General features: G+C 66.5%; 12 protein-coding genes. 6 read left to right on the forward strand and 6 right to left on the reverse strand.

Annotation, left to right across the window (positions count from 1 at the left end; genetic code table 11):
- Window positions 1-137: 137 nt before the first annotated feature.
- The 6 genes from HNQ66_RS01460 to HNQ66_RS01485 all read right to left on the reverse strand — a co-directional run bounded on the left by HNQ66_RS01460 (window position 138) and on the right by HNQ66_RS01485 (window position 6,499).
- Window positions 138-1,139: an ABC transporter ATP-binding protein gene (locus HNQ66_RS01460; RefSeq protein ID WP_184140120.1), complete on the reverse strand. Its 1,002-nt coding sequence runs from the start codon at window positions 1,137-1,139 to the stop codon at window positions 138-140.
- A 10-nt stretch (window positions 1,140-1,149) separates the two neighbouring features.
- A complete protein-coding gene (locus tag HNQ66_RS01465) occupies window positions 1,150-2,202 on the reverse strand; it encodes a Gfo/Idh/MocA family protein (RefSeq protein WP_210308630.1) in 1,053 nt (350 codons plus the stop codon).
- Window positions 2,203-2,210: 8 nt separating this feature from the next.
- Window positions 2,211-3,050 (reverse strand): carbohydrate ABC transporter permease, encoded by an 840-nt coding sequence (locus HNQ66_RS01470; protein WP_184140124.1) that lies wholly within the window; start codon window positions 3,048-3,050, stop codon window positions 2,211-2,213.
- Between the two features lie 15 nt (window positions 3,051-3,065).
- The gene (locus tag HNQ66_RS01475; RefSeq protein ID WP_184140126.1) at window positions 3,066-4,016 is read right to left on the reverse strand and encodes a carbohydrate ABC transporter permease; all 951 of its coding nucleotides are present in this window, start codon (window positions 4,014-4,016) and stop codon (window positions 3,066-3,068) included.
- A gap of 284 nt (window positions 4,017-4,300) precedes the next feature.
- Window positions 4,301-5,560 (reverse strand): ABC transporter substrate-binding protein, encoded by a 1,260-nt coding sequence (locus HNQ66_RS01480; RefSeq protein WP_184140128.1) that lies wholly within the window; start codon window positions 5,558-5,560, stop codon window positions 4,301-4,303.
- Window positions 5,561-5,605: 45 nt separating this feature from the next.
- Window positions 5,606-6,499: an N-acetylmuramic acid 6-phosphate etherase gene (locus HNQ66_RS01485; protein WP_184140130.1), complete on the reverse strand. Its 894-nt coding sequence runs from the start codon at window positions 6,497-6,499 to the stop codon at window positions 5,606-5,608.
- A gap of 196 nt (window positions 6,500-6,695) precedes the next feature.
- Here HNQ66_RS01485 and HNQ66_RS01490 point away from each other — a divergent pair, with 196 nt between their 5' ends.
- From HNQ66_RS01490 to HNQ66_RS01515, 6 genes are all read left to right on the forward strand, one after another.
- Window positions 6,696-7,583, forward strand: a complete 888-nt coding sequence (locus HNQ66_RS01490; protein ID WP_184140132.1) for a glucosamine kinase nucleotide-binding domain-containing protein — start codon at window positions 6,696-6,698, stop codon at window positions 7,581-7,583.
- Window positions 7,580-8,344 carry a GntR family transcriptional regulator gene (locus tag HNQ66_RS01495; RefSeq protein WP_184140134.1) on the forward strand — a complete coding sequence of 255 codons (765 nt, stop codon included), beginning with the start codon at window positions 7,580-7,582 and terminating at the stop codon, window positions 8,342-8,344. The genes HNQ66_RS01490 and HNQ66_RS01495 overlap by 4 nt, the downstream gene beginning before the upstream one ends.
- A 20-nt stretch (window positions 8,345-8,364) precedes the next feature.
- Window positions 8,365-9,387, forward strand: a complete 1,023-nt coding sequence (locus tag HNQ66_RS01500) for an SIS domain-containing protein (RefSeq protein ID WP_184140136.1) — start codon at window positions 8,365-8,367, stop codon at window positions 9,385-9,387.
- Entirely contained in the window at window positions 9,384-10,544 is a 1,161-nt protein-coding gene (gene nagA, locus HNQ66_RS01505) for an N-acetylglucosamine-6-phosphate deacetylase (RefSeq protein ID WP_184140137.1), read from the forward strand. Before HNQ66_RS01500 ends, nagA begins: the two co-directional genes overlap by 4 nt.
- A gap of 72 nt (window positions 10,545-10,616) precedes the next feature.
- Window positions 10,617-11,672, forward strand: coding sequence for a dipeptidase (locus HNQ66_RS01510; RefSeq protein ID WP_184140139.1), 1,056 nt, complete (start codon window positions 10,617-10,619; stop codon window positions 11,670-11,672).
- A gap of 19 nt (window positions 11,673-11,691) precedes the next feature.
- On the forward strand, window positions 11,692-12,438 hold the full coding sequence (locus HNQ66_RS01515) for a copper homeostasis protein CutC (protein ID WP_184140141.1): 747 nt from the start codon (window positions 11,692-11,694) through the stop codon (window positions 12,436-12,438).
- Window positions 12,439-12,446: the final 8 nt, after the last annotated feature.

Consider the following 12,446-nt stretch of genomic DNA (forward strand, 5'->3'; position numbering starts at 1 on the left):
AGTCGATGCGGTGACCGGAAGATCACCGCATCGCAACATACCGACAAGGCTGTATGTTAAAGTTTGCCATTTGACAATCGCCGATTACGGCCGGCACGCCGCAATCCGCCCCGATCACGAAATTGTGATGAGGGTCCTCAACGTATAGCGTGGCCGTTCTCGTCGAAACGGTGCGTCTGGCCCTCGGCCGGCGTTGCGAAGATCGTCTCGCCGGGCTCGTAGTGATGCTCGCCGAAGAGGCGGGCCGTGATGGTGCCGACCTTGTCCGATTCCAGGTAGACGATCGTGTCGGCGCCGAGATGCTCGACATGCACCACCTTGCCCTGCCATTCGCCGGCCTCGCGCGAGAGCGAAAGATGCTCCGGGCGCACGCCGACGGTGCGCGCATCCGCAACGCCGAGGCGGGCCGCGTCGATGAAGTTCATGCCCGGCGAGCCGATGAAGCCGGCGACGAAGAGGTTTGCCGGGCGGTTGTAGAGCTCCATCGGCGAGCCGACCTGCTGGACGACGCCGGCATCGAGCACCACGATCTTGTCCGCCAGCGTCATCGCCTCGACCTGGTCGTGCGTGACGTAGATCATGGTGGCCTTCAGCTCCCGGTGTAGCCGGGCGATCTCGAGACGCGTGTTGACGCGCAGCGCCGCGTCGAGGTTGGAGAGCGGCTCGTCGAAGAGGAAGAGCTTGGGCTCGCGCACGATGGCGCGGCCGATGGCGACGCGCTGACGCTGGCCGCCGGAAAGCTCGGCCGGGCGCCGGGCGAGGTACTTTTCGAGCGACAGCATGGCCGAGGCCCTGTCGATCCGCTTGTCGATCTCGGCCTTCGGCGTGCCGGCCTGCTTGAGGCCGAGGCCCATATTGTCCTTTACCGACAGGTGCGGATAGAGCGCGTAGGACTGGAACACCATGGCGATGCCGCGCTTGGCCGGCGGCACGCTGACGACTTCCGCGCCGTCGATGGTGATCGAGCCGGAGGTGGCGTCGTCGAGCCCGGCGATGATGCGCAGCAGCGTGGACTTGCCGCAGCCGGACGGGCCGACGAAGATGACGAACTCGCCGTCCTTCACGTCGAGGTCGATGCCTTTGAGCACGTCGACGGAGCCGAAGGACTTGCGTACGGATTTCAGTTGAAGAGAGCCCATCGATATCCCCTTAGAGCTTGACCGGCTGGCCGGTTCTGACACTTTCGTCGGCCGCCAGGCAGATCCTCAGCGACTGCACCGCGTCGTCCATGTGGCGCGAGAGATCGACATCCTCGCGGATCGCCTTCAGCACGAAGGCCTGCTCGCGGTCGCACAGTTCCTGGTGGCCGGGTTCGCCCGCCATCCTCAGATCCTCGTCCGGCGACAGGAATTTCCCGTCCGGTCCGGTCGCCGCATTGTGCAGGCGGATCACCGCCGTCTTGGTGTGGGTGTCGATGTCGTCCGACTTGGCGTTCGGGTCCATGACGATGGAGACCGAACCGTTCGGCGACATGACGTCCTTCACGAAGAAGGCCGTTTCCGAGATCATCGGCCCCCAGGCCGCCTCGTACCAGCCGAGCGAGCCGTCGTCGAAGAGGACCTGGAGATGGCCGTAGTTGTACATGTCCGGCCGGATCTCGTCGGAGAGGCGAAGGCCCATGCCGCGCACCTCGACGGGCTTCGCATCGGTGATCTGGCACATCACGTCGACATAGTGCACGCCGCAGTCGACGATGGGAGGCGTCGTCTGGAGCAACGCCTTGTGCGTCGCCCATGTAGCCCCGCTCGACTGCTGGTTCAGGTTCATGCGGAAGACGTAGGGACCGCCGAGCTTGCGGGCCTCCGCGATGAGCCGCATCCAGGAAGGATGGTGGCGCAGGATATAGCCGACGATCAGCTTGCGGCCGTTGGCCCGCGCACAGGCGACGACGCGCTCGGCATCGGCCACCGTGGTGGCCAGCGGCTTTTCCACGAAGACATGGGCGCCCGCCTCCATCGCCGCGATGGCATATTCGGCATGGCTGTCCGAATAGGTGTTGATCGAGCAGAGCTCCGGCTTCAGTTCCGCAAGAGCCTCGTGGAAGGACGGCAGGATCTCGTAGCCTTCGAGCCCTTCCGGCACCGGAACCTTCGAGCGGTTGACGAGACCGATAATCTCGAAGCCCGGGTTTTCGTGATAGGCGAGCGCGTGGCTCCTGCCCATGTTGCCGAGACCGGCCGAAAGAACGCGAATGGGGGTCATGGCAGAACTCACTTTACAGCTCCCGAGGTGATGCCGCGGATCAGTTGCCGCGAGAAGACGAGGTAGAGGACGAGGACCGGGAAGATCGCCAGCGACAGCGCCGCGAGCACCGCGTTCCAGTTGGTGACGAACTGGCCGATGAAGATCTGCGAGCCCAGCGTCACCGTCTTGGTCGCCTCGCTCGGGGCGAGGATCAGCGGGAACCACAGGTCGTTCCAGATCGGGATCATCGTGAAGACCGCCACCGTCGCCATGGCAGGCCTGACGAGCGGCAGCACGAGGCGGAAGAAGATCGAATATTCCGAAAGCCCGTCGATGCGCCCGGCATTCTTGAGGTCGTCGGAGACGGTCCGCATGAATTCCGAGAGGATGAAGACGGCGAGCGGAATGCCCTGCGCGGTATAGACGAGGATCAGCGCCGTCAGCGTGTTGACGAGCCCCGTCGCCACCATGCCCTGGAGGATCGCGACGGTGCCGAGGCGGATCGGGATCATGATGCCGATGGCAAGATAGAGGCCCATCAGCGTGTTGCCGCGGAAGCGGTATTCGGAGAGCGCGAAGGCGGCCATGGCGCCGAAGAGCAGCACGAGCGCGATGGAGACCACCGTGACGATAAAGCTGTTCTGGAAGTAGTTGACGAAATCCCCCTGCCCCAGAACCGTGGTGTAGCCGACGAGGTCGAAGGTCTCGGGCGTCGGAAGCTGCATCGGGTTGCGGAAGATCGCGTTGCGCGCCTTCATCGAGTTGATGATCGTCAGGAACACCGGGAAGACCGAGATGATCGCATAGCCGATCAGTGCGAGGTGGACGAGCGACGTGCGGGTGAGCGAATTGCGTGCCTTGGACATGTCAGCCCCTCCCGGTCAGAACTGGTAGCGACGCATGCGCCGCTGGATGACGAAGAGATAGAGCGAGACGCCGGCGAGGATGATGAGGAACATGACCGTCGCGATCGTCGCGCCCATCGAGCGGTCGCCGAGCTGGAGCTGGAAACCGAAGAAGGTGCGATAGAGCAGCGTGCCGAGGATGTCCGTCGAGCCGTCCGGCCCGGCAAGCGCGCCCTGCACGGTGTAGATGAGGTCGAAGGCGTTGAAGTTGCCGACGAAGGTGAGGATCGAGATGATGCCGATGGCGGGCAGGATCAGCGGCAGCTTGATCTTGAAGAACTGGCTCCAGCCGGTCACGCCGTCGCATTCGGCCGCCTCGATCACCTCGTCCGGGATGTTGAGGAGCGCGGCATAGATCAGCATCATCGGGATGCCGACATATTGCCAGACCGAAATGAGCGAGACGGCGATGAGCGCCGAATTCGGCTTGCCGAGCCAGGGCGAGAACAGCGACTTCAGGCCGACGACATCCAGCAGGAAGGGCGAGACGCCCCAGATCGGCGAGAGGATCAGCTTCCAGATGAAGCCGACGATGACGAAGGAGAGCAGCGTCGGCAGGAAGATCGCCGTGCGGTAGAAGGCGGCAAAGCGCAGCTTCGGCAGCGACAGCATAGCCGCGAGCGCCACGCCGATCGGGTTCTGCACGAGCATGTGGATCGTGAAGAAGACGAAGTTGTTCTTCAGCGCGTTCCAGAAGTCGTGCGCCCAGCGCTCGTCGCCGAACAGCACCTTGAAGTTGCCGAGGCCCACGAAGGTCGACTGGCCGTCCACCGTGTTGAACAGCGAAAGGCGCAGCGTCTCGATGAGCGGCAGGATCATGACCGCCGTGTAGACGATGAGGGCCGGCAGCAGGAAGACGCCGACATGCCAGCGCACCGGCCGTCTGATCGGCTGCATTTCATCATGGGTAGAAGGTATGTCGCTCATGGCCCAGCCTGCCCCTCCGGTTGTTGTTCCAGGAAATCCGCATGCGCGGATGCCGTGCGCGGCAGGCCTGCCGCACATGACGATTTCAGCATACACATTAGTAGCGGGGCCGCGCCCCGAATTTGCCTTTCGGCATCCTCTGTCCACCGGGACGGAGGAAACGGCCTGGCGCCCGTCGTTTCGAGCCGCGCCGCCGGAAGTCCCTCTCCCCGGATTGGCGGGGAGAGGACCGGGACAGGCAAGCGCCTGTCCCTCAAGCAGAGTTCAGCAGCCGAACGGAAGGCTTACTTGGCCGGCTTGTACCAGCTGTCGAGGCCCTTCTGGAGCTTTTCGGCGGCCTGTTCCGGCGTGTCGGTGCCGTTGATGACGTTGGCCGATTCCGTCCAGGTCTCGTTTTCGAGGTTCGGCGTGCCGCGCGACAGGATCTGGTAGGTCGAGCGGATCGTCGGCTTGCACTTCTCACGCCAGGAAACGAATTCCTGCGCCAGCGGGTCGTTCATCTTCACGGCCGTCGAGTTCAGGCTGAAGAAGCCCGGCAGCGAGTTGGCGTAGATGTCGGCGAATTCCGGCGAGGCGACGAAGCTCAGGAACTTCTTGGCGGCGTCCGCATTGGCGCTCTTGGCGTTGAGGCCGATGCCGATGTCGTTGTGGTCCGAGATGTAGCAGGTGTCGCCGGCATTCTTCACCGGCGGCGGGAAGGCGCCCATCTTGAACTGGGCCTGCGTGTTGAACAGGCCGATTTCCCACGAGCCGGCCGGGTAGATGGCCGCGCGGCCAAGCGTGAAGAGGTTCTGGCTGTCCGGATAGGTCTGCGCCTCGAAGCCGTCGCCGAGGTAGTCCTTCCACTTGGCCAGAACGCGGAACGGCTCGACCCAGCCCTCGTCGGTCAGCTTCTGCTCGCCCTTGATGAGCGCCTTGCGGCCTTCCTCGCCCTTCCAGTAGGTCGGGCCGATATTCTGGTAGCCCATGGTGGCGGCTTCCCAGAGGTCCTTGGTGCCCATCGCCATCGGGATGTAGCTGCCTTCGGCCTTGATCTTCTCGAGGACGTCGAAGAATTCGGCTTCCGTCGCCGGAACCTTCAGGCCGAGCTGGTCGAAGGCGTCCTTGTTGTAGATGAAGCCGTGGATGACCGAGGCCATCGGCACGCAGAAGGTCGTCGCACCGTCGTCCGTCGTCCATGCGGACTTGGCGACGTCGGAGAAGTTCTCCATGCCCGGCAGGTCGTTGAGGCCGGCAAGGTGACCCTTGTTGAAGAGCTCGAGCGAGGCGTCGAACGGACGGCAGGTGATGAGGTCGCCGGCCGAGCCCGCGTCGAGCTTGGCGTTGAGGGCGGCGTTGTACTCGGTCGGCGCGGTCGGCGCGAAGACGACCTTGATGCCCGGGTTCTTGGCTTCGAAGGCCGGGATGATCTTTTCCTGCCAGATCGACAGGTCGTCGTTACGCCAGCTTTCGACGGTCAGCGTGGTGTCCGCCGCCTGGGCGATCCCGGCCGTGCCGAGGATGCTCGTGGCAAGGAGCAGACCCTTGATTGCGTTGCGTGTCATTGCATTCTCCCCTTTTATGCGCCGCAGCGCGTTTTGAGATCTTGGTTATCCGAGAGCCTTGAGGGCGCGCCGGAGGCTTTGCCCCGACCGGTCCAGCACCGCCTGCGCGGCACCGGCATCCTTCGCCCCCGCGGCCAGCAGCACGGCCGCCTTGACCGAGCCTTCGGAGCGCGTGAGAAGGCGTTCGGCCTCGTCGAGCCCGACACCGGAGATGTCGGAGACGATACGGCAGGCCCGCCCCTTCAGTTTGATGTTGTCGGCCTTGAGATTGACCATGTGGCCGTCGTGGACGTGGCCGAGATGGATGCCGACGAGCGTGGAAAACAGGTTGAAGGCGATCTTCTGCGCCGTGCCCGCACCCATGCGCGTGGAGCCGGAAATCACCTCCGACGGCGTCTGCAACAGGATCGAGACGTCCGCGCCGGCAAAGAGCGCCGCGCCGGGATTGTTCGCCATCGCAACGAGGCGGGCGCCCTCCCCCTTCGCGTATGCCGCGATTTCCAGCACATAGGGTGTGCTGCCGCTGGCCGAAACCGCGATGACGCAGTCGCCGGGACCGATATCGGTTGCCGCGGCATCCGTCAGGGCGAGGGCGCGGTCGTCCTCGTAGCCGCCCGCGAGGTCTTCGAGGCTCGCGGCGCCGCCGGCAAGCAGGATGACGATGCGGTCGCGGGAAATGCCGTAGGTGCCGGGAAGCTCGAGCGCGTCGGCCATGGCCATCAGGCCGGAGCTGCCGGCGCCGGCGTAAACAAGGCGGCCACCCGAGGAAAGCGCGTCAGCGGCAAGGCGGGACGCGGCGGCGATATCGCCGAGCGCGGCGTCCACTACGGCGGCGGCGGCCTTCTGGCCATCCGCGAGCACTTTCAACGCATCCACGGGCCGACGTTCGTCCAGCCCGGTCGCGTGATCATGCCTGCCTTCGGTCCTGCCTGCGGCCATTTCGTTTCTCCTCTGGCCGAAATTAATGCCAAAAAAATACCAATTGTCCATAGGAAATTAATTTTTGAGACCACTTTTTTGTCTCAGAATATTTTATTCCATTAAAATCAATGCTCTATGCCAAAGCACCTTTTCGATACCACCATACCCCTTGGTTATTGGTATTTTTTTGGTATCGTTGTTCATGGAGGTGCCCATGACTGACCATATTCTCGGTATCGACGGTGGGGGAACGAGCTGCCGCGCGGCGGTCGCGCGCCCGGACGGCATCATTCTCGGGCGCGGCAAGAGCGGCGCGGCCAATATCCTGACCGACCCGAACAACGCCATCATCTCCATCACGGAGGCGGCGAAGGCCGCCTTCCGCGACGCGGGCCTCGACGAGGCCGGCGTCGGCGGCGCCTCCGCCTTCCTCGGCCTTGCCGGCACCAATGTCGGCGACCTGACCCGCTACGTGCGCGACCGCCTGCCCTTCCGCCATACCGACATCGATTCCGACGGCCTGATCGCCCTCCAGGGCGCGATCGGCGACGGCGAAGGGGCCGTGGCGATCCTCGGCACCGGCGCCATCTACATGGCGCGCAAGGCCGGTGCCATCCGCTATATCGGCGGCTGGGGCTTCACGGTCAGCGACCTCGGCGGCGGCGCCCGCCTCGGCCACGCCCTCCTCCAGGAAGCGCTGCTCGCCCATGACGGCGTGCATCCGCGCTCCGGCGTGACCGACGCCGTGCTGGAGGAATTCAAGGGCGACCCGCGCGGCATCGTCGAATTCGCCCGCCTCTCCAAGCCCGGCGATTTCGGCCGCTTCGCGCCCCTCCTCTTCGACCATGCCGGCCGCGGCGATCCGCAGGCCGTCGCCCTCGTCAGGGCGGGCGCAACGGCAGTGAACGAATCTCTCGACGCCATCATGGCTTTCGCGGGCGCACCGCGCCTGTGCCTGCTCGGCGGCCTTGCGGCGATCTATCCGCCCTGGCTTTCCGAGCAGCACCGCGCGAACCTGGTGGAAGCGGAGGCCGACGCGCTGACCGGCGCCGTGGCGCTCGCCGCCAAGGGCCATGCCGAACGCCGGGGAGCCGCCGCATGACGACGCCCCTTTCCGCCATCCTGCCGCCGGAAAGCCTGCAATCGGGCGTACCCGGCCCGCTCTACGTCAAGCTGCGCCAGACGCTGGAGGATGCCATCACCTCCGGCAAGCTGAACTACGGCGATGCGCTGCCGGCCGAGCGCGACCTTGCCGACCACGCCAATGTCAGCCGCGTGACCGTGCGCAAGGCCGTCGACGACCTCGTCAAGGACGGCCTTCTGGTGCGCCGCCACGGCTCCGGCACCTTCGTCGCCAAGCCCGTTTCAAAGGTGCAGCAGTCGCTCTCCCGCCTCACCTCGTTTACCGAGGACATGGCGCGCCGCGGCCTCACGACGCGCGCCGAATGGCTCGACCGCGGCCTCTTCCACCCCTCGCCGGACGAGATGATGATGCTCGGCCTGCCGGCCGATGCGCTGGTGGCGCGGCTCGGGCGCCTGCGCATCGCCGACAGCATGCCGCTCGCCATTGAGCGCGCCTGCATCTCCGCCGAGTTCCTGCCCGATCCGCTGCAGGTCGGCGATTCGCTCTATTCCGCGCTGGAAAAGCGCGGCTGCCGGCCGGTGCGCGCCGTCCAGCGCATCTCCGCCTACAACATGAAGGACCCCGACGCCTCGATCCTCGGCGTGCCGCCCGGCTCGGCGGGGCTGTCCATCGAGCGGGTCTCCTATCTTCGCAGCGGCCGGGTGGTCGAGTTCACCCGCTCCATCTACCGGGGCGACGCCTACGACTTCGTCGCCGAACTCACGCTCTCCGAGACGTGACCAATCGCAAAGGGACTTCCATGCAGACCAACATGCTGAAAGAGATCAACGAAATCCCCGAAGCGGCGGCACGCCTCCTGGCAAATTCGGCAAGCGCCATCGCCGCCGCCGGCAAGGCGCTGCGCGAGCGCGACCCGCAGTTCTTCGTGACGGTCGCCCGCGGCTCTTCCGACCATGCCGCCCTCTTCCTGAAATACGCCATCGAGCTGACGGCCGGCCGGCCGGTCGCCTCCCTCGGCCCCTCGCTCGCCTCGATCTACGGCGCGAAGCTGAAGCTCGGCGGGGCCGCCGCCATCGCCATCTCGCAGTCCGGCAAGAGCCCGGACATCGTCGCCATGGCCGAGGGCGCGACGAAGGGCGGCGCGGTCTCCATCGCGCTCACCAACACGCTGCCCTCACCGCTCGCCGAGGCCTGCGCCCATTCGCTCGACCTTTGCGCAGGGCCGGAGCTTTCCGTCGCGGCGACGAAATCCTACGTCAACTCCATCGTCGCCGGCCTTGCCGTGCTCGCCGAATGGACCGGCGACGCCGCGCTCGACCGCGCCGTGAAGGACCTTCCCGAGCAGTTCGCCAAGGCGGTGGCGCTCGACTGGTCCGAGCTTGCCGGCGACCTGCGCGACGCCCAGTCGCTCTACGTGCTCGGCCGCGGCCCCGGCCTTGCGATTGCCAGCGAGGCGGCGCTGAAGTTCAAGGAGACCTCAGGCATGCATGCGGAGGCCTATTCCTCGGCCGAGGTGCTGCACGGCCCGGTCGCCCTCGTCGGCCCCGCCTTTCCGGTCATCGCACTTGCCGCGCGGGATGCGGCGGAAGCCTCCGTCACCGGCATGGCCGACAGCCTTGCCGAGCGCGGTGCCTATGTCGGCATCACCGCCGCCGGCGCCAAAAGCGCGCGAAAACTGCCCTTCGTCGCCACCGGCCACCCGATCACCGACGCGCTCGCGCTCATCGTGCCCTTCTACGGCTTCGTGGAAGCCTGGTCGCGCGGGCGCGGCCTCGATCCGGACAAGCCGGTCAACCTCAAGAAAGTGACGGAAACCCGATGACAGCGCTCACCGCAATTACCGGCGCCCGCATTTTCGACGGGGACCTCTGGCACGAGCATCATGCGCTCGTCATCGAGGACGGCAAGGTCGCCGCCATCGCGCTGCTGCGCGACGTGCCGGCCGAGGCCCATATCGTGCCGATGGACGGCCTCTCGCTGGTTCCCGGCTTCGTCGATCTCCAGGTCAACGGCGGCGGCGGCGTGCTGCTCAACGAACAGCGCGACGTCGAGGGCATCCGCAGCATCTGCGCGGCCCATGCCCGCTTCGGCACGACCGCCCTCCTGCCGACCCTCATCACCGACACGCCCGAAGTGACGGAAGAGGCCATCGCCGCCGGCCTTGCCGCGCGCGCGGCGGCCGTGCCCGGCTTCCTCGGCCTGCATCTGGAAGGTCCGCACCTTTCCATCGCCCGCAAGGGCGCGCATGATCCGGCCCTCATCCGCCCGATGGAGGAAGCGGACCTCGAACGCACCGTGACTGCGCGCAAGGGCCTCGAAGCGCTGCTGACGACGCTCGCCCCGGAAAACGCCAGCAACGAGCAGATCGCAAGGCTCGCATCGGCGGGCGTCACCGTCAGCCTCGGCCATTCCGACAGCGGCTATGCGACCGCGACCGCCGCCGTCGAGGCGGGCGCCCAAGTGGTGACCCACCTCTTCAACGCCATGAGCCAGCTCGGCAACCGCGAGCCCGGCATGGTCGGCGCCACGCTCGACCTCGGCCATGTCAGCGCCGGGCTCATCGCCGACGGCTTCCATGTCCACCCCGCCGCCATCCGCACGGCGCTGCGGGCCAAGCGCGGCCCCGGCCGTATCTTCCTCGTCACCGACGCCATGTCGCCGATGGGAACGGACATGACGAGCTTCTTCCTCAACGGCCGCGAGATCTTTCGCGAGGGCGGCCGCCTGACGCTCGCCGACGGCACGCTGGCCGGCGCCGACATCGATATGGCCTCCTGCGTGCGCTACATGCGCGACACGGTCGGCATCGAGCTGGAGGAAGCGCTGCGCATGGCCTCGCTCTATCCCGCCGAGGCGATCGGCATGACCGGCCGCAAGGGCCGCCTGACCCATGGCCACGACGCGGACTTCGCCGTCATCGACGGCAATGTCGCGGTCGTCTCCACCTGGATCGCCGGCACGCCGGTCTTCGCCGCCTGAGACATCGCCGCCGTCCTTGCGGATGGCGGCGGAATCGGCTCTACCGGGCCGGACAAGGATAGGAGCGGCACCATGCAACTGATCTTCGACGGCCACAACGACGTTCTCCTGCGCCTTTGGGAGCACGCCAAACTCGGGGCCGATCCGGTCGCCGAGTTCGTCGACGGCACGAACGAGGGCCATATCGACGCGCCGCGCGCGAAGAAGGGCGGGCTTGCCGGCGGCTTCTGCGCCATGTTCATCCCGCCGAACGGCGACTATCCCGCGCGCGAGCTCGACGCAAACGGCCACTACAACATCCCGATGGTCGGCCCGCTGGAGCAGCCCGCAGCCCTCAACACCGCCCTGGAGATGGCCGCCATCGCCTTCCGGCTGGAGCGCGCGGACGCGCTCGCCATCTGCCGCTCCACCGCCGATATCCGCGCCGCGATGGACAAGGGCCGCTTCGCCGCCGTCCTCCATATCGAAGGCTGCGAGCCCATCGCCGGCGACCTTGCGACGCTCGAAACGCTCTATGCCGCGGGCCTACGCTCACTCGGCCCCGTCTGGAGCCGGCACAACCGCTTCGGCCATGGCGTGCCCTTCGCCTTCCCCTCCTCGCCCGATACCGGCCCCGGCCTCACCGCCGCGGGCGTCGCGCTGGTGAAGGAATGCGACCGGCTCGGCATCATGATCGACCTTGCCCACATCACCGAGCAGGGCTTCTGGGACGTGGCGCGCGAAAGCACGCAGCCGCTCGTCGCCACCCATTCCAACGCCCATGCCCTGACGCCGATCTCGCGCAACCTCACCGACCGCCAGCTCGACGCCATCCGCGAACGCAAGGGCATTGCCGGCCTCAACTACGCCACCACCATGCTGCGCGCCGATGGCCTCGAAAACACCGACACGCCGCTTTCCGACATGGTGCGCCACATCGACCACATGGTCGAGCGCATGGGCATCGACTGCGTGGCACTCGGCTCGGATTTCGACGGCGCGACGATCCCCGCCGCCGTCGGCGATGCGGCCGGCAGCCAGGCGCTGGTCGAGGCGCTGCGCGCGGCAGGCTACGGCGAGGACGACCTTGCAAAACTCTGCCGCGAGAACTGGCTGCGGCTCCTGAAAACCGTCTGGCGCGAAGCCTGACCAACCGGCGGAGGCCATCATGGCAAAGCCCCTCATCGAACTGTGCGTGGAAGGCATCGACGGCTTCCTCGCCGCGCAGGAAGCCGGCGCCGACCGGGTGGAGCTGTGCGCCAGCCTGATGGAAGGCGGCCTGACGCCGAGCCTTGCCACCATCCGCGCCGCGGTAAAGGCGGCGAAAATCCCCGTCCACGTCATCATCCGCCCGCGCGGTGGCGATTTCCTTTATTCCGATGCCGAGTTCGCCAGCATGGTCGAGGACGTCAAGGCGCTGCGCGAGGAGGGTGTTGCGGGCGTCGTCATCGGCTGCCTGACGCCGGACGGGAAGATCGACGAGGCCCGCACGAAGGCGCTGGTCGAGGCGGCGCGGCCCATGTCCGTCACCTGCCACCGCGCCTTCGATATGACCGCCGACGCCCATGAAGCACTGGAAGCGCTGGTCCGCTGCGGCGTCGACCGCGTGCTGACCTCCGGCCAGCGCGACACGGCCGTGGAAGGCATCGCGATCCTGAAAAGCGCCGTCGAGCAGGCGGCCGGCCGCATCGTCGTCATGGGCTGCGGCGCGCTCGACGCCGGAAACATCCGCACGGTGCGCGACGGGGCGGGCCTTACGGAAATGCATTTCGCGGCGCTGAAAACCGTGCCGAGCGGCATGGCCTTCCGCAATCCGCATGTCGGCATGGGCGGCACGGAGAAGGACCGCGAATACGAGCTGACCCTGACGGACAGGGACGCCGTGCGCGCGACCATCGCCGCCGCAAAATCCTGACGTAGCAC

This window comes from Shinella fusca (genome assembly GCF_014203155.1).
Taxonomy (GTDB): domain Bacteria; phylum Pseudomonadota; class Alphaproteobacteria; order Rhizobiales; family Rhizobiaceae; genus Shinella; species Shinella fusca.

Excerpts from the sequence above, each read along its gene's own strand:
- HNQ66_RS01495 (WP_184140134.1), top strand. The coding sequence starts at position 7,580 with ATGACGACGCCCCTTTCCGCCATCCTGCCGCCGGAAAGCCTGCAATCG.
- HNQ66_RS01460 (WP_184140120.1), bottom strand. The coding sequence starts at position 1,139 with ATGGGCTCTCTTCAACTGAAATCCGTACGCAAGTCCTTCGGCTCCGTC.
- HNQ66_RS01480 (WP_184140128.1), bottom strand. The coding sequence starts at position 5,560 with ATGACACGCAACGCAATCAAGGGTCTGCTCCTTGCCACGAGCATCCTC.
- HNQ66_RS01515 (WP_184140141.1), top strand. The coding sequence starts at position 11,692 with ATGGCAAAGCCCCTCATCGAACTGTGCGTGGAAGGCATCGACGGCTTC.
- nagA (WP_184140137.1), top strand. The coding sequence starts at position 9,384 with ATGACAGCGCTCACCGCAATTACCGGCGCCCGCATTTTCGACGGGGAC.
- HNQ66_RS01475 (WP_184140126.1), bottom strand. The coding sequence starts at position 4,016 with ATGAGCGACATACCTTCTACCCATGATGAAATGCAGCCGATCAGACGG.
- HNQ66_RS01490 (WP_184140132.1), top strand. The coding sequence starts at position 6,696 with ATGACTGACCATATTCTCGGTATCGACGGTGGGGGAACGAGCTGCCGC.
- HNQ66_RS01510 (WP_184140139.1), top strand. The coding sequence starts at position 10,617 with ATGCAACTGATCTTCGACGGCCACAACGACGTTCTCCTGCGCCTTTGG.
- HNQ66_RS01485 (WP_184140130.1), bottom strand. The coding sequence starts at position 6,499 with ATGGCCGCAGGCAGGACCGAAGGCAGGCATGATCACGCGACCGGGCTG.
- HNQ66_RS01470 (WP_184140124.1), bottom strand. The coding sequence starts at position 3,050 with ATGTCCAAGGCACGCAATTCGCTCACCCGCACGTCGCTCGTCCACCTC.
- HNQ66_RS01465 (WP_210308630.1), bottom strand. The coding sequence starts at position 2,202 with ATGACCCCCATTCGCGTTCTTTCGGCCGGTCTCGGCAACATGGGCAGG.
- HNQ66_RS01500 (WP_184140136.1), top strand. The coding sequence starts at position 8,365 with ATGCAGACCAACATGCTGAAAGAGATCAACGAAATCCCCGAAGCGGCG.